Raw genomic sequence first — 15832 nt, 5'->3', positions numbered from 1 at the left:
CGGGCGAGCAGCAGTAGAGATAGCCGTGCTCGCGAAAGCCGAGGTCGGGCGCCGGCTCGTCCTTGTAGAAGGGCGCCATGCGCTCCTGGAAGCCGCGGATGATCTCGATGCCGAACTGGCTGATCTTGACGTTGATCGGATTGGAATATTGCTGGCGGATGGCGCTGGTGGAGAGCGCCGTCGAGGAGAATTCGTAGCTCGAGTCGCGCTCGACCACGAGGATCGAGGCGCCATTGCCCAGCGCCTGGGTCAGCCAGTAGGCCGTCGACGAACCGATGACCGCGCCGCCGACGATGACGATGTCGTAGGCGGTGCGCGATGGCGCTTTGTAAGGGGGGATCGCCATGACTTTTCCTAGTGGTTGAACGAGGCGATCAGGGCATCCGAGCCCCGTGCCAGCAGGCTAAGGTCAGAACCGACGGCGACCATGGTGAAGCCATCTGTCAAATAGCGGTCGGCGTCGGCCTTCACCGGCGCCAGGATGCCGCTGGCCTTGCCCGCCGCGGTGGCGGACCTGCGCACGGAGGCGATCGCCTCCTGGACATGGGAGGCATTAGGATTGCCCATCGCGTCCATGTTGGTCGAGAGGTCGCCGGGGCCGACGAAAAGGACGTCCACGCCATCCACGGCTGCGATCGCGGCGGCATTGGCGACGCCGGTTTCGTCCTCGATCTGCACGGCGAGAAGCTGCTGTTCCCGCGCTTTGGCATGATAGCCGGCGATGCGGCCGAAGGCGTTGGCGCGGTGGCCGACCGAAAAACCACGGAAGCCGCCCGGGGCATAGGTCATCGCCGCGACGATGGAACGCGCCTGATCCGCTGTCCGTACGTTCGGGATCATCAGGCTGCGGCCGCCGATATCCATTGCCTGCTTGATCAGGCTGGCGTCGTCGGAGGGTAGCCGCACGACCGCCTCGCTGTCGAAGCCGCCCATCACCTGAAGCTGCGCCATGATGCTGCGCAGATGGTTGGGACTGTGCTCGCCGTCGACCAGGACCCAGCCGGCTCCGGAGCCGGCGACGATCTCGGTGGTGAGGGCGGAAGCCAGCGAGCACCAGATGCCGATATGGGCTCGGCCGGCAGAAATGGCGGCCTTCAGCGAATTGACGCGCTCCTGCATTTGCGATCGTCTCCCATGAGAAGAAGGTGCATTGAAATTTGTATGATGTCCTATATCATACGCCTCGCTTGGGCTGCAAGACGCTTAGACGCCGCACAGGAGTTGGCACATGAAAATTGGCTTTATCGGGCTTGGCGTCATGGGAGCACCGATGGCGCGACATCTCGCCGATGCCGGATACGAGATCGTCACGGTTCTGAACCGCTCTCCTCTCCCGAAAGATCTGCAAGCGTCGGTTGTTGCCTCCCCTGCCGAGGTTGCCCGAGCATCCGAAATCGTCATCACCATGCTGCCCGACACGCCGGACGTGGAGCGCGTCCTGCTCGGACAGAACGGCGCGCTGGAGGGACTGTCGGCCGGCAAGCTGGTCATCGACATGAGCTCGATCAGTCCGATCGCCACGGCGGAATTCGCGGCAAGGATTCGAGAGGCCGGAGCCGGCTATCTCGACGCTCCGGTCTCGGGCGGCGAGGTCGGCGCCAGGGCGGCGAGCCTCACCATCATGGTCGGCGGGCCGGCCGCCGAGTTCGAGCGGGCGCTGCCGATCTTCGAGAAGCTCGGCAAGAACACCACCTTGATCGGCGAAAAGAACGGCGCCGGCCAGACCTGCAAGATCGCCAACCAGATCATCGTCGCGCTCAACATCGAGGCGGTGGCCGAGGCGCTGGTCTTCGCCAGCAAGGCCGGCTGCGATCCGGCCAAGGTGCGCGGCGCGCTGATGGGTGGCTTCGCCTCGTCTCGCGTGCTCGAAGTGCATGGCGAGCGCATGATCGCGCGGACTTTCGCGCCGGGCTTCCGCATCCGGCTGCACCAGAAGGATCTCAACCTTGCGCTCGAAAGCGCCCGCGCGCTCGGCGTGGCGCTGCCGAGCACGGCCACGGCGCAACAGCTGATGAATGCCTGCTCGGCCCGGACAGGCGGCGCCGAAGCCGACCACTCGTCCCTCGTCAAGGCGCTCGAGATCCTCAGCGCCCATGAACTGTCAAACGGAAAGGAATGAACCAATGCGCGGTACCGGCAAGGCCGACGTCTTCGTCATGCTGGCCCATCCCGTGGGCCATGCGAAGAGCCCCGGCATGTTCAACGAGATATTCGAGCAGAAAGGGCTCGATAGCCTGATGGTGCCGCTGAGCTGCCGCCCGGAGGATTTCGACACCTTCTGGGCCGGCATAACTGCGGCCGAGAACATTCGCGGCGTGATCATCTCGGTGCCGTACAAGGTCCCGGTCTACCACAAATGCAGTGCTGCTCACGATCGCGCCGCGCGGGTGCAGAGCGCCAATTCCGTGCGCAGGCTGCCGGATGGAAGCTGGTACGCCGAAAATTTCGACGGCGTCGGCTTCATCGACGGGCTGAAGGCAGGCGGGCATCCGATTGCCGGCCGGCGCATACTGCAGGTCGGCGCCGGCGGCGCCGGGGCATCGCTGACCTACTGCCTGGCCGAGGAAGGCGCGGCGGAGATCCGGCTGGCCGACATCGACACGGATCGCGCCGGGAAACTCGCCGCGCTGGTCGGCAGGGCGTTTCCGAACTGCCGCATCGAGGTTGGCGAGCCCGATCCGTCAGGCATGGACATGGCGATCAACGCGACGCCGTCCGGGCTGAAAGCGAGCGATCCGTTGCCGCTGGATGTTAGCAAGCTGACTCCGGAGATGACGGTGGTCGACATTATCATGGAGCCGGCCGAGACGGCGCTGCTCAAGGCGGCGAAGGAGATCGGCTGCCGCATCCAGCCCGGACGCCCGATGATGGATTTCCAGGTGGAAGCCATGGCGGAATTCTTCGATATCGAGCGCAAGGAACGCCATCATGGCTGAGGCTTTGACCGCCGTCATCATCGGCGGCACTTCCGGCATTGGGCGCGCGATCGCCCTGCGCTTCGCCGAGGACAGCTATCAGGTGGTCGTCGCCGGCAGGGACTCCGAACGAGGCAAGGAGACGGCTCTCGCCTGCGAGACGGCGGGCGCGCCGCGTGCCCTGTTTGTCCAGACCGACGTCGGCAATCCCGCCTCCGTCGAGGCGCTGGCGCAAGCCGTCGTGGGGGTGCTCGGCACGCCGCATGTCGTCGTCAACTGCGCCGGCGTCCTGCAGAGCGGCAAGCACGTGCTCGACCAGGACCTGGACGAGGACGAGAAGATGTGGCGGATCAACTATCGCGGCACGCTGCTTGGCTGCCAAGCATTCGGCCGGCTGATGTCGGCCGCCGGGCGCGGCGCGATCCTCAATGTCGGCTCGCTCGCCTCCTTCGCGCCGCTGTCACTGCCGGCCTACACACCCGGAAAGCATGCGGTGCTGGCGCTGACGCAGATCCTTGCGGCCGAACTCGGCCCGCACGGCGTTCGCGTCAATGCGTTGGCGCCGGGCTACACGCTTTCGGACGGGCTGAAAGCGAAGATCGCCAAGGGTGAGCGCAACCCGGAAGCCATACAGGCCACCACCGCGCTGCGCCGCTTCGTCGAGCCGCGCGATGTCGCCGAGGCCGCGCTGTTCCTCTGCTCCGAGCGCGCCGCGTCGATCACCGGCGTCACCCTGCCCGTCGACGCCGGCTGGCTCGTTCAGGCGCCCTACGCGCAATATCTGCAAGGCAACCCGATCCGGCAGACGCCGGCAATCTGACAAGGACGATCCAGTGGGCGATATCCAGCGCTTTGACTTCGACACCCGCATCCACCACGGTGTCATCCACAACGGCACGCTCTATCTCATCGGCCAGGTCGCCCAACCCGGCCAGTCCGCGGCCGACCAGATGCACGAGGTGCTCGGCAAGATCGATGCGCTGCTTGCCAAGGCCGGCACGGACAAGAACCGCATCCTTCACGTCCAGATGTGGCTCGACGACATCAGAGACTTCGACGAGGTCAACACGGTCTGGGACGCCTGGATGCCGAAGCAACACGCGCCGGCGCGCTCTTCCGGCGAGGGCCGGATGGCGAAGCCCGGCATGCTGGTCGAGCTGATCGTCACCGCGGCGGTTTGAATGGTTCTGCCGGTTCGGGCATCATCCCGAATCGGGCGAGAGGGAGACTGATGACGAAGCGCAAGCCGCTGTCCACCGTCGTGGCCGAGAGCCTGTCCGAGAAGATCCGTTCCGGCCGGCTGCCTCCCGGCGCGCAGCTGCCGACCGAGGCGGAGCTGTGCGCGGCATACGACGTCAGCCGCACCGTGGTGCGGGAAGCGGTGGCGCGATTGCGTTCCGACGGCATGGTGGTGCCGCAGCAGGGACGCGGCATGTTCGTCAGCGAGACGCCGGCGCCGCGCAATTTCTCGATACCGGACGAGGCGCTGAGGACCTTGCCGGAGACCATCGCCCTGCTGGAACTCAGGCTGAGCGTCGAGGTCGAGTCCGCCGGGCTCTGCGCGGAACGGCGGAGCGAAGCAGAGGCGGGCGCGATCCGGGCCGTAATGGAGCAGGTCGACGCCCAGCAGGCGGATCCCGCCGTCGTCCAGATCCACTACGACTATGATTTCCACCTGGCGATCGCCAAGGCCGCGCGCAACGAATTCATCCACGGCTTCCTGGTCTATCTCCGGCCGATGATCGTGCCGCGCTTCCAACTCGGCTATGTGGTCGAACCCGCGCTCAAGGACAGCTACTACGCGCGCATCCACAGCGAGCACAAGGCAATCGTCGATGCCATCGAAAGGCAGGACGGCCGCGCCGCCCGCCAGGCCATGCGCAAGCACCTGCACAACAGTCTCGGCCGGGTGCGCGCGCTCGCCCGGGCCTCGGGCGTCGAGGCGACCGACGCCGAGCAGAAGGCGGCGGCGGCGGCGCTGTTCACCGAGAAGAACAAGCCCGTGCCGACGGCCGGATAGGCTTCGCCACCTTCGATGCGGCGCGCGTTCGCCGAGCAGGGCCGGCCGGGCGTTCACGAAAGCCATGTTTTTGCTCGATCGGCGGCCGAAAGCCCAGGTTCACGCGCTGAAAGCCTTACTTTGCCTGGGTTTGCGGGTTTCGCGGCTGCGCAAGCGCATTGGAATATTCCAGCCGCCAAAAAGGCCTTCGAAAGTTTATCTTTCCTTTTTGCTGGTTTTCTTGGTTTCGCGGCACCGGTCAAAGCCGCACAGTGAAAGCCAGGCAATCGGGGAAAGCCCACGTGACGACAGCCTTCATCACAGGTGCGACGAGCGGCATAGGGCGGGCCATCGCGGTCGCGTTGAGCGACGCGGGTTACGACGTCTATGCCGTCGGGCGCAGCCAGGCCGCGCTCAAGGAGTTGCAGGCCGAGCGGCCGGGCATCGTGCCGATCGCCGTCGACGTTACGGACCGCGAGGCGCTGGAATCGGTCGTGGCCGATCTCACCATCGACGTGCTGATCAACAATGCCGGGATCATGCCGCCGCTCGGCAATTTCGCCGACATGAAGATCGCCGACATCGACACCGCGCTCGAGGTCAACGTTAGCTCGGCAATCCTGCTCACCCGCCTCGTCGTGCCGCAGATGCGCGAGCGGCAGTCGGGGCACATTCTGTTCACCGGGTCTTCCGCCGGCCATGCGGCGTTTCCGAACGTCGCCGTCTATTCTGCCACCAAGGCGGCGATAGCCGGCTTTGCCGCCGCGCTGCGCGCCGACCTCTCCCCTCACGGCATACGTGTCACCGAAATCGTGCCCGGCCGCGTCGAGACGCAGCTCTACAAGGACATACTCGACGCGGAGGCCCGGGCCGCCATGTACGCCGGGAACGTCGCCGTGCAGCCGGACGACGTAGCGAGCATGGTCGTCACGCTGCTCGGCCTGCCCGCATGGGCCGACGTAACCCGCTTCGACATCATGCCGACCCGGCCGACCAGCCCAAGCGGCAGCAAGCAAGGAAAATAGGATGAAAGACCTTTCCGTTCTCATCGTTGGTGGCGGCGCCGGCCTCGGCGCGCTTTTGGCACGGATGGCCGTGGAGGCCGGGGCGGCAAAGATCGGCATCATCGACATCAACCAGGACGCGGCCGAGAGCGCGCTGGAGCCGGCCAAGGCCAAGGGCCTGCCGACCGCGTCTGCGACCTGCGACATCCAGGTCGGCCCGCAGTGCCACGCCGCTTTCGAGGCCATCGTCTCGAAGCTCGGGCGCGTCGACACGCTGATCAACTGCGCCGCGATCTACCCGCGCCGCCCACTGCTCGAGATCACCGACGCGGAGTGGGACGCCTCCAATGGCATCAACATCAAGGGCACCTACCACATGATGGCGGAGGCCGTCCGCCACATGCAGTCGCAGGAGCCGAAAGCGCAAGTGCGCGGGCGGATCGTCAACCTGACCTCGGTGGATGCGTTCAAGGCGCATCCGCAGAACGCCCATTATGCGGCGACCAAGGCTGCCGTCGTCAGCCTGACGCGGTCCTTCGCCCATCACGTCGCCAAGGACGGCATCCTGGTGAATTCGGTGGCGCCGGCCGGCATGGCGACGGAGAAGGCAAAAGCCCTCGGCTTCCTCGAGGAACTGGCCAAGGCAAGCCCGCTCGGCCGCGGCGCCGAGCCCACCGAGATCGCCGAGTGGGTGCTGATGACCGGCGGCCCCAAGAATACCTACATGACCGGCGAAAACGTAATCGTTTCAGGTGGTTATATCTACGCATGAGGCGACATTCCGCAGCCGCCGGCGGCGGAAAATACAGCAGTGCATGATCGACGGAGCCCAAGCAAAGAGGAGGCGGAATTCACGATGACCGGCAAGCTTCGCCTTCCCTCGCTCAATGCGCTCAGGGTCTTCCATGCCGTCGCGCAGCACAAGAGCTTCCGGCAGGCGGCCGACGAACTGCTGGTGACGCCGCAGGCGGTCGGCCAACAGATCAAGCTCCTGGAAGACACGCTGCAGGTGACGCTGTTCGAGCGCAAGGGCCGATCGATCGAACTGACGGAATCGGCGATCCTGCTGTCGCATTACGTCAAGGCCGGCTTCGACGAGTTCTCGGAAGGCGTCCGCCGCGTCACCAAGTCGAACTACCGGGATCGCATCAACCTGAATGCGAGCCCGTATTTCGCCACCCACTATCTGCTGCCCAGGCTTTCGCTGTTCCGCGAGATCCTGCCGGGCGCCGACCTGCGCCTGACGACGATGGTCGACCTGCCGGATTTCGGGCGCGACGACATCGATATGACAGTGCAGTGGGGTTACGGCAGCTGGCCCGACTACGACACGACGCTGCTGGTGCCGGACCCGAAGATCATCTGCTGCACGCCGGCGATCGGCGAGAAGATCAAGTCGGCGCACGACCTGACGAAGTTCACGCTGCTCGACACCGTCAAGTCGAAGCGCCTGTGGCCGGATATATTGCGGCACCTGGGGGTGGAGCTGACAGATGGTGACCGCAGCATCAGCTTCGACGATGCGGCAACCATGCGCCGGGCGGCCTTGCAAGGCATCGGCGTGGGCCTGGTTTCCGTCATCGACGCCGAGGAAGACTTCCGGTCGGGCGCGCTCGTTGCGCCGATCGGCCGCGACGCCATTGCCGACATGAAGCCGGAGGAAGTCCCCGGCTTCTACCTTGTCGTCCCGCGCGGGCATCTGCGTGTGAAGGCTGTGGCCGCGCTGCACCGATGGCTGGCGCAGCAGGACTGGCGAAGCGACCTCAAGATTTCCTTGCCGAAACCGACCCCGCTTTCCGACTAGGAAGCGGCTTCGCGACCGAGTTCCGAACGCTGTTTCGGACTCCAACAAAAACAAGAAACTGAACAACCTCAACAGTGGAGACAACACCATGAAAATGATGCAATGGGGGGCTGCGGCCCTGGCCGTTGGCCTGGTTCATTTCGCGGCGCCGGCCGAGGCCGCGGGCGGCAAGACGCTCGAAACCGTCAAGGCACGCGGCTTGCTCAACTGCACCGGCCATGACGGCTCCTATCTCGGCTTCGCCGAGGTCGACGACAAGGGCAACTGGAAGGGCATGGACATCGACCTCTGCCGGGCGGTGGCCACGGCTGTGTTCGGCGACCCGGCAAAACTGAAGGTCGTTCCGATCAGCTGGGCCCAGCGCTGGCCGTCGCTGCAATCGGGCGATGTCGACATTATCATCAAGGCCTCGGGCGGCACGCTCAGCCGCGACACCGAGCTCGGCCTGCAGTTCTCCATGTCCTATTATCTGGGCACGACCAAGGTGATGGCGCACAAGGAGCTCAACCTCAAGTCGCTCAAGGACGCCGATGGTGGCACGATCTGCATTCCCGCCGGCACGACCATCGAGCAGCAGGTCGCCGCCTATGCGCAGAAGGTCGGGATCAAGCTGGAACCGGTCGTCATCGAAAAGACGGAAGAGCTCGAGCAGGCATACTTCTCGGGTCGCTGCGACATGTACGCCCAGTGGGGGCCGGTCCTTGCAATCGCGCGCGTGGCCAAGGGCAAGGTCGACGATCACGTGATCCTGCCCGACGTGCTTGCGGTCGAACCCGAAGTCATGATCGTGCGTCAGGGAGACGATAACTGGGTCGACGTCGCCAACTGGACGCTCACCGCCCTGCTCTTCGCCGAGCAGGAAGGCATCACGTCGAAGAATGTCGACGAGATCAAGGCCAAGCCCACCTCGCCGGCAGTCGCGAAGTTTCTGGGTGCGGCACCGGGCATGGGCAAGGGTCTCGGGCTTCCCGACGACTGGGCCTACAACGTCATCAAGAAGGTCGGAAACTATGCGGAGATCTTCGATCGCGATCTCGGCAAGGAGTCGCCCTACAAGATGGATCGTGACCTGACCAACCTCTGGAACAATGGCGGCGTCCTGTTCCCGCTGGTCATCGACTGACCGTTCTTAACGCGTCCCGCTCTGAGTTCCGCCCGGTCTTGCCGGGTGGAACCGGCGGCAATTCGGGAGATTGGCAAATGGTCAGCCTGCTGAGAAATCAGAGGGTCCGCAACGTTTTGTTGCAGGTTCTCTATGTCGGCTCGCTTGCAGCACTTGTGCTTGCCGGCGTGATGATCGCGCGGCGCAACCTCGCTGAACAAGGGATCACTTCGGGATTCGACTTCTTGTACAAATCGACGGGTTGGGACGTGAACTTCTCGCTCCTGCCCGCCACAGCCAACGACCCCTACTGGTGGTTCTTCCTCATCGGCATCGTCAACACCCTGTTCCTGGGCAGCGTCGGACTGCTGCTGGCAACGGTCGTCGGGACGATCGTCGGCCTGGCGCGGACGTCCTCCAACGAATTGGCGCGGCTGCTCGGCCGAACCTATGTCGATGTCTTCCGCAACATCCCGCTGATCCTCCAGGTCTTCTTCTGGTACGCGATCATCACGCACCTGCCGACGCCGCGCGCCGCGCACGAAGCCTGGGGCATGCTGCTGACCAGCCGCGGGCTCTACCTCCCTGCTCCCAATGTCGGCGGCGTGGCAATGGCGCTGGCCATTTTGTCGGTGATCGCCGCTGTGGTGCTGCCGGTCTGGCTTGGCCGGACATCGCGGCTCAGCCAACCGGTCGGCGAGCGCCGCACCATCCAGCTCGCCGGCATGGCAACGGCGCTTGCCTGCGCGGTCCTCATCCTGATCGTCGGTCGTCTGCCAGATGCGCCGCTGCTCGACTTCCCTGCCCTGCAAGGCCTCAACCTAAGGGGCGGCCTGCGCATCCCACCAGAGTTTTCCGCGCTCGCGGTCGCCATCGCCATCTATGGCGGCTCCTACATCGCCGAGATCGTCCGCGGCGGCTTCAAGGCCGTCGGCAAGGGCCAGGTGGAGGCGGCACTCTCGCTGGGGCTCAGCCCATGGCGGGTCTTCACGCTGGTCAAGCTGCCGCTTGCTCTGCGCGCCATGCTGCCGATCCTCGCCAACCAGTATGTCTGGCTGATCAAGGCGACGACGATGGGCATCGCAGTCGGCTTCACCGACTTCTTCATGATCGTGGCGCTGACCATCAACCATTCCGGCCAGACGCTTGAGGCGATCGGTATTTTGATGGCGGGCTTCCTGACCATCAACCTCAGCCTCGCCGCAGTGTTCAACCGCATCAACAAGGCTATTGCCCTCAAGGGCAATCAACTGAGGGGGTGAGAGATGGAAATGGTCTTTGTCGCGCCACCTGCTCCCAGGAGGATCGAGGACCTGAAGCGGCGCTTCTTTGCGACGCCAGTTCAGGCGCTGCTGTCGTTGATCTCCCTGGCGGTAATGGTCTTCCTTGCCTGGAAGTTGCTCAACTGGGCGATCTTCTCAGCTGTTTTCACGACAAGCGGCGGCCCTGAAGCCTGCCAGGCGGCGGCGGGAGCCTGCTGGTCGGTCATCGCCGCAAGATGGCGGATCATCCTGTTCGGCCTTTATCCCTTTGAGGAGCAATGGCGCTCGGCGCTCGCCTGCGTCGCCGTGGTGGTGATGACGGTGCTGAGCTGCATGCCGGCCTTCTGGACCGGGCGCCGCATCGCGCTGGTCTGGGGCGCCGGAACGGCCCTCTATTACATGCTGATGAAGGGCGGGGTACTTGGCCTCGCCTATGTCGGCGAGGAAGCATGGGGCGGGCTGGCGCTGACCCTCTTCATCTTCGTGACCACCTGCCTGATCGGCTTCCCGCTGGCGATCTGCCTGGCCTTGCTGCGCCGGTCGGAACTGCCGTGGATATCGCGGACCACCGGCATCATCATCGACTCGGTCCGCTCGCTGCCGCTGATCTCGATCCTCTTCACCTTCGCCATCGTCCTGCCGTTCGCGCTGCCGCAGTGGCTGGCGGGCGACAAGCTGTACCGGGTAATCCTGGGCTCGGCCCTGTTCTTCTCCGCCTACCAGGCGGAGATCGTCAGAGGCGGCCTGCAGGGCGTTCCCAACGGACAGGAAGAGGCCGCCATGGCACTCGGCATGAGCTATTGGCAGCGCATCGGCCGCATCCTTCTGCCGCAGGCCATGCGCAACGCGCTGCCGGCCACGATCAACCAGTTCGTCATCTCGTTCAAGGAGACCTCGCTGGTGGTCATTGTCGGCTTCTTTGAGATCCTGGCGTCGGGCAACGCCGCCTACGGAACCGGCGAGTGGCGCTTCGCCTATGTCGAGGTCTACGCCTTCATCGCTTTCATCTACTTCGTCTTCGTTTTCAGCCTGTCCCGCTACGGCGCCTTTCTCGAGCGCCGCATGTCGGTCGGCGAACGCTAGGGAGGCCCGCATGACCATAGGCAATTCGGGTGAATCCGGCGGGCCCGCGGTCCGCATCGAGAACCTCGACAAATATTACGGAGCCTTCCACGCGCTGCGGAACATAGATCTTTCCGTGGGGCGGGGAGAGAGGATCGTCGTCTGCGGTCCCTCCGGCTCCGGCAAGTCCACCATGATCCGCTGCATCAACCGGCTCGAGCAGCACAATGGCGGCCGCATCACCGTGCTCGGCACCGAACTCAACGACGATGTCGGCAACATCGACGAGATCAGGCGGGAGGTCGGCATGGTGTTCCAGCACTTCAACCTGTTCCCGCATATGACGGTGCTGGAGAACTGCATGCTTGCGCCGATGATCGTGCGCAAGCAGCCGCGCGCGGAGGTCGAGGCGACCGCACGGCGCTATCTGGAGAAGGTCCGCATCCCCGAGCAGGCGATGAAGTTTCCCGGCCAGCTCTCCGGCGGCCAGCAGCAGCGGGTGGCGATCGCGCGTGCCCTTTGCATGCAGCCGCAGATCATGCTGTTCGACGAGCCGACCTCGGCGCTCGATCCGGAAATGATCTCCGAAGTGCTGGACGTCATGGTCACGCTCGCCTCCGAAGGCATGACGATGATCTGCGTCACGCATGAGATGGGCTTCGCGCGCCGGGTCGCCGACCGGGTGATCTTCATGGACGCCGGCGAGATCGTCGAGCAGGCGCCGCCGGAGCAATTCTTCGCCGGCTCCGAGATCGAGCGCACGCGGCAGTTCCTGTCGCAAGTGCTGGGTCATTGAACGGCATTCGGGAAGATGCAACGTTCCGCAGCTGCACGCCGCCAGCTGTCTCCCGGGTATTTCGATGACTGATCCCACCGCCGTGCTGAGCGAGATTCTCGGGCCGAAAGGCTGGCTTTCGGGCAGCGATTCCGAGCCCTACCAGCGCGACTGGCTCAACCGTTACGGCGTGCCACCGCTTGGCGTCGCCAGACCGGCGAGCACCGCCGAAGTGGCTGCGGTGATCAACGTGTGTCGGGAGGCTGGGCTGGCGGTGGTGCCGCAAGGCGGCAACACCGGGCTTTGCGGCGGCGCAGTCGCGGAGCAGCCCAACGCGGTGATCGTCTCGCTGTCGCGCATGGCGGCGATCGGCAAACCGGATCTCGACAGCGGCTCGATCATCGTCGAGGCAGGCGTCGTGCTCGCCGCGCTGCACGAGGTGCTGGAGCCGCACGGCCTGATGTTCCCGATGCATCTCGGAGCGGAAGGCAGCGCCAGGATCGGCGGCCTGATCGGCACCAATGCCGGCGGCAGCCTCGCATTCCGCTACGGCATGATGCAGGACCTGGTGCTCGGGCTCGAGGTCGTGACCCCGGACGGGGTGGTGTGGGACGGGCTGCGCGCGGTGCAGAAGGACAATGCCGGCTATCAGCTGCGCAAACTGTTCTGCGGCGCGGAAGGCACGCTCGGCATCGTGACGCGCGCGGGGCTCAGGCTCTACCCGACGCCAAAACAGCAGGCGGGCGCGCTCCTGGTCCTGCCCGACTTTGCCGCCGCCGTCTCCTTCGGCGCTTTCCTGCGCGGCGAGGCCGGCGAATTCCTCACCGGGCTCGAATTCTTCTGCGATCTCGGCCTGGAGCTGGCGCTAAGGCATGTGCCCGATCTCGCCTACCAGTTGGAGACAAGGGGCGACGTCTATCTGCTCGTCGAGCTGGCTTCGGGTTCGCTTCGGGTTCCCCTGGACGAAATCCTGAACTCGGCGCTGGAATGGGGCATGGAGCAAGGCCTGGTGCTCGACGGCGCGCTGGCGACATCGGGCGCGCACCGGGCCCAGTTCTGGCGACTGCGCGAGGAACAGCCGGAGGGACAGCGGCTGGAGGGCGAGCAGCTCAAGCATGACATCTCGGTGCCGCCGGGCGCCATCGCCCGTTTCATCGAGGCGGGCGCCCGGGTCTGCCAAGACATCCTGCCCGGCGTGCGGATCAACCCGTTCGGGCATCTCGGCGACGGCAACATCCACTACAATCTGTCGCCGCCGGAAGGCCGTGCCGATTTCGACGGCAAGGCCGGGCGGTTGGCCGAAGCGCTGTCGGCGCTCGCCACGGAGATGGGCGGCAGCTTCGCAGCCGAGCATGGGCTTGGCCGCGCCAAGATCGCCATGGCCGATCGCAATCGCGATGCGGTGGAGCGGGACCTGATGGCGCGGCTGAAGGGCGCGCTCGATCCAAAGGGCACCATGAACCCCGGCGTTCTGGTGCGCCCGCCACTGTAAAGAAAAACTTTCGAATGGACCGCATTTCTTGATTTCGTCCCGGCCTGCCTGCGTGCAGGTATAGATCCGAAAAGGCAGGCTCGATCCGCTTGCCGCCAATCGTGAGGATGCCGAAGCATGGTCCGCAATGGCGGTCACCTTCTTGTCGAGTGCCTGATCGCGCTTGGCGCGAGCAAGAGCTTCGGTGTTCCCGGCGAAAGCTATCTCGCCGTCCTCGACGCGCTGCACGACACCCATGGCAAGCTCGACTACGTGCTTTGCCGCAACGAGGGCGGCGCGGCCTTCATGGCCTCCGCCTATGGCAAGCTGACGGGCTCGCCCGGCATCTGCTTCGTGACGCGCGGCCCGGGCGTGACCAATGCCAGCATCGGCGTGCATACGGCCATGCAAGACAGCTCTCCGATGATCCTCTTCGTCGGCCAGGTCGGCACCGACATGAAAGGGCGCGAGGCCTTCCAGGAGATCGACTACCGCGCGGTGTTCGGAACGGTCGCCAAATGGGCGGTCGAGATCGATGACGTCTCGCGTCTGCCGGAGATCGTGGCGCGGGCCTGGACCACCGCCCTGACCGGGCGGCCCGGCCCGGTTGTGATCGCGCTGCCTGAAGACATGCTCACCACCCTGACCGAGGCCGCGCCGCTCACCAGGCCGGCCGCGATCTTCGAGCCGGCACCGTCAGCGGAAGCGCTCGCCTCGGCGTTCAAGCTGCTGACGGGAGCCGAAAGGCCGGTGCTGCTGATGGGTGGCACCAACTGGACGGCGGAGGGACGCACAGCGCTGCAGGCTTTCGCCGAGGCCTCCGACATCCCTGTCGTGGCGGCCTTCCGCTATCAGGACCGGTTCGACAATCATTCGCCGGCCTTCGTCGGCGAGGCCGGCGTCGGCATGGTAGCGCATGTCAGGAACCTGATCCGCGAAGCGGACGTGATCCTGGCTATCAATGTCCGCTTCGGCGAGATGACGACGGACGGCTACACGCTGCTGTCGGTACCGGTGCCGCGGCAAAAGCTGATCCATGTGCATGGCTCCGACCGCGAGATCGGCAAGATCTATGTGCCGACGATCGGCATCCATGCCGGCCCGAACGCCTTTGCCAAGGCGCTGACCCCGGTCAAAGGCGGCTGGGCCGACTGGCGGGCATCCGCGCGCAAGGCCTATGAAGACACATTCGCGGCGCCCGTCCAGCCCGGCCCGGTGGACATGGTGCAGGTTGCCGCCTGGCTGCGCGACACCTTGCCGGCCGATGTCATCCTCACCAACGGCGCCGGCAATTTCACGGTATGGCCGAACAAGTTCTTCAAGTTCGGGCCGGAGGCGCGGCTGCTTGCTCCGCAGTCGGGCGCGATGGGTTACGGCCTGCCGGCGGCGATCGCGGCCAAGGTCGCGTTTCCGCAGCGAACGGTCGTCTGCTTTGCCGGTGACGGCGACTTCCAGATGAACTGCCAGGAACTCGGAACCGCCATGCAGGCGGGCGCGCAGCCGATCGTGCTGATCCTCAACAACGGCATCTACGGCACCATCCGCGCGCACCAGGAGCGCAACTATCCGGCCCGCGTTTCCGGGACCTCGCTCGAGAACCCGGACTTCGTGACGCTGGCGATGGCCTATGGCTTCCACGCCGAGCGGGTAGAGTCGACGGAAGATTTCGCCGCCTCGTTCGGCCGCGCGCTTAGCTCCGCGACCGGCGCCGTTCTCGACATCGCCATTTCGCCCGAAGCGCTCACGCCCCGGCAGACCCTTTCCCAGATGCGCGACGCCGCGCTCGCTTCCCAGAAGGCCAAGGCATGACCTCCAGAACTGACGACATCCGTCTCGGCGCGGACATCGGCGGCACCTTCACCGACATCGCCCTAGACATCAGGGGGACGCTGTTCTCGACCAAGGTGCTGACCAACTATTCGGCGCCCGAGCAGGCGATCCTAGACGGCATCGCCATCGTGACCCGCGATGCCGGCATCTCGCCTTCCGAAATCGGCATCATCATCCACGGCACGACGCTGGCGACCAATGCGCTGATCGAGCGGCGCGGCGCGAGGACCGCGCTGGTCACGACCGAGGGGTTCCGCGACGTGATCGAGATGCGGACGGAGAACCGCTTCGAACAGTATGATCTCAACCTGCAACTGCCGACGCCGCTGATCCCGCGCGAGGACCGTTTCACGGTCAAGGGCCGCATCGGCGCCGAAGGCCAGGAGTTGCAGCCGCTCGACGAGGCAGCGCTGGAGGAAATCGCTGATCGGATCGCGGCGGCCAATTTCGGCTCGGTGGCGATCGGCTTCATCCATGCCTACGCCAATCCGGACCACGAGCGCCGTGCCCGCGAAGTCCTCTCGCGAAAACTTAGCATCCCGATCTCGATCAGCGCCGAGGTGTCGCCGCAGATGCGCGAGTTCGAGCGCTTCAACACGGTCGGCGCC

At 65.2% G+C, this 15832-nt stretch carries 18 protein-coding genes; 16 read left to right on the top strand and 2 right to left on the bottom strand.

What is annotated here, in order from left to right; genetic code table 11:
• Together EOA33_RS07530 and EOA33_RS07525 are read right to left on the bottom strand one after the other, a co-directional pair.
• Positions 1-346 (bottom strand): FAD-dependent oxidoreductase (locus EOA33_RS07530; RefSeq protein WP_145989086.1); only part of this gene is annotated, 346 nt, incomplete at its 3' end.
• Between the two features lie 8 nt (positions 347-354).
• Positions 355-1119, bottom strand: coding sequence for an aldolase/citrate lyase family protein (locus EOA33_RS07525; RefSeq protein WP_126056506.1), 765 nt, complete (start codon positions 1117-1119; stop codon positions 355-357).
• A 109-nt stretch (positions 1120-1228) separates the two neighbouring features.
• Here EOA33_RS07525 and EOA33_RS07520 point away from each other — a divergent pair, with 109 nt between their 5' ends.
• From EOA33_RS07520 to EOA33_RS07445, 16 genes are all read left to right on the top strand, one after another.
• Positions 1229-2119 carry a 2-hydroxy-3-oxopropionate reductase gene (locus EOA33_RS07520; protein ID WP_126056507.1) on the top strand — a complete coding sequence of 297 codons (891 nt, stop codon included), beginning with the start codon at positions 1229-1231 and terminating at the stop codon, positions 2117-2119.
• Positions 2120-2123: 4 nt separating this feature from the next.
• The gene (locus EOA33_RS07515; protein WP_126056508.1) at positions 2124-2936 is read left to right on the top strand and encodes a shikimate dehydrogenase; all 813 of its coding nucleotides are present in this window, start codon (positions 2124-2126) and stop codon (positions 2934-2936) included.
• The gene (locus EOA33_RS07510; RefSeq protein ID WP_126056509.1) at positions 2929-3735 is read left to right on the top strand and encodes an SDR family oxidoreductase; all 807 of its coding nucleotides are present in this window, start codon (positions 2929-2931) and stop codon (positions 3733-3735) included. The genes EOA33_RS07515 and EOA33_RS07510 overlap by 8 nt, the downstream gene beginning before the upstream one ends.
• Positions 3736-3748: 13 nt before the next feature.
• Positions 3749-4096 (top strand): RidA family protein, encoded by a 348-nt coding sequence (locus EOA33_RS07505; protein WP_126056510.1) that lies wholly within the window; start codon positions 3749-3751, stop codon positions 4094-4096.
• A 50-nt stretch (positions 4097-4146) separates the two neighbouring features.
• A complete protein-coding gene (locus EOA33_RS07500; protein ID WP_189375068.1) occupies positions 4147-4935 on the top strand; it encodes a FadR/GntR family transcriptional regulator in 789 nt (262 codons plus the stop codon).
• A gap of 15 nt (positions 4936-4950) precedes the next feature.
• Positions 4951-5190, top strand: a complete 240-nt coding sequence (locus tag EOA33_RS07495) for a hypothetical protein (protein ID WP_126056512.1) — start codon at positions 4951-4953, stop codon at positions 5188-5190.
• Between the two features lie 26 nt (positions 5191-5216).
• Positions 5217-5939, top strand: coding sequence for an SDR family oxidoreductase (locus EOA33_RS07490; protein WP_126056513.1), 723 nt, complete (start codon positions 5217-5219; stop codon positions 5937-5939).
• 1 nt (position 5940) lies between these two features.
• The gene (locus EOA33_RS07485) at positions 5941-6690 is read left to right on the top strand and encodes an SDR family oxidoreductase (RefSeq protein ID WP_126056514.1); all 750 of its coding nucleotides are present in this window, start codon (positions 5941-5943) and stop codon (positions 6688-6690) included.
• A gap of 84 nt (positions 6691-6774) precedes the next feature.
• Positions 6775-7722, top strand: coding sequence for a LysR substrate-binding domain-containing protein (locus tag EOA33_RS07480; protein ID WP_126056515.1), 948 nt, complete (start codon positions 6775-6777; stop codon positions 7720-7722).
• An 88-nt stretch (positions 7723-7810) separates the two neighbouring features.
• Positions 7811-8845: an amino acid ABC transporter substrate-binding protein gene (locus EOA33_RS07475; protein WP_126056516.1), complete on the top strand. Its 1035-nt coding sequence runs from the start codon at positions 7811-7813 to the stop codon at positions 8843-8845.
• A gap of 77 nt (positions 8846-8922) precedes the next feature.
• Complete coding sequence (locus tag EOA33_RS07470; protein WP_127405351.1) at positions 8923-10086, top strand: ABC transporter permease subunit; 1164 nt, start codon at positions 8923-8925, stop codon at positions 10084-10086.
• Positions 10087-10089: 3 nt separating this feature from the next.
• Positions 10090-11169, top strand: coding sequence for an amino acid ABC transporter permease (locus EOA33_RS07465; protein ID WP_126056518.1), 1080 nt, complete (start codon positions 10090-10092; stop codon positions 11167-11169).
• A 10-nt stretch (positions 11170-11179) separates the two neighbouring features.
• Complete coding sequence (locus EOA33_RS07460; protein WP_190234222.1) at positions 11180-11944, top strand: amino acid ABC transporter ATP-binding protein; 765 nt, start codon at positions 11180-11182, stop codon at positions 11942-11944.
• Positions 11945-12008: 64 nt separating this feature from the next.
• Positions 12009-13415: an FAD-binding oxidoreductase gene (locus EOA33_RS07455; RefSeq protein ID WP_127405350.1), complete on the top strand. Its 1407-nt coding sequence runs from the start codon at positions 12009-12011 to the stop codon at positions 13413-13415.
• Between the two features lie 117 nt (positions 13416-13532).
• Entirely contained in the window at positions 13533-15203 is a 1671-nt protein-coding gene (locus tag EOA33_RS07450) for a thiamine pyrophosphate-binding protein (protein WP_126056520.1), read from the top strand.
• The coding region (locus tag EOA33_RS07445; protein ID WP_281033508.1) for a hydantoinase/oxoprolinase N-terminal domain-containing protein at positions 15200-15832 on the top strand (633 nt) is incomplete at its 3' end. The genes EOA33_RS07450 and EOA33_RS07445, both read left to right, overlap by 4 nt.

The organism is Mesorhizobium sp. M4A.F.Ca.ET.050.02.1.1 (assembly GCF_003997725.1).
Classification (GTDB): domain Bacteria; phylum Pseudomonadota; class Alphaproteobacteria; order Rhizobiales; family Rhizobiaceae; genus Mesorhizobium.
Note: the sequence above shows the minus strand (reverse complement) of the source record. Positions and strands in the feature narration are given on the sequence as shown.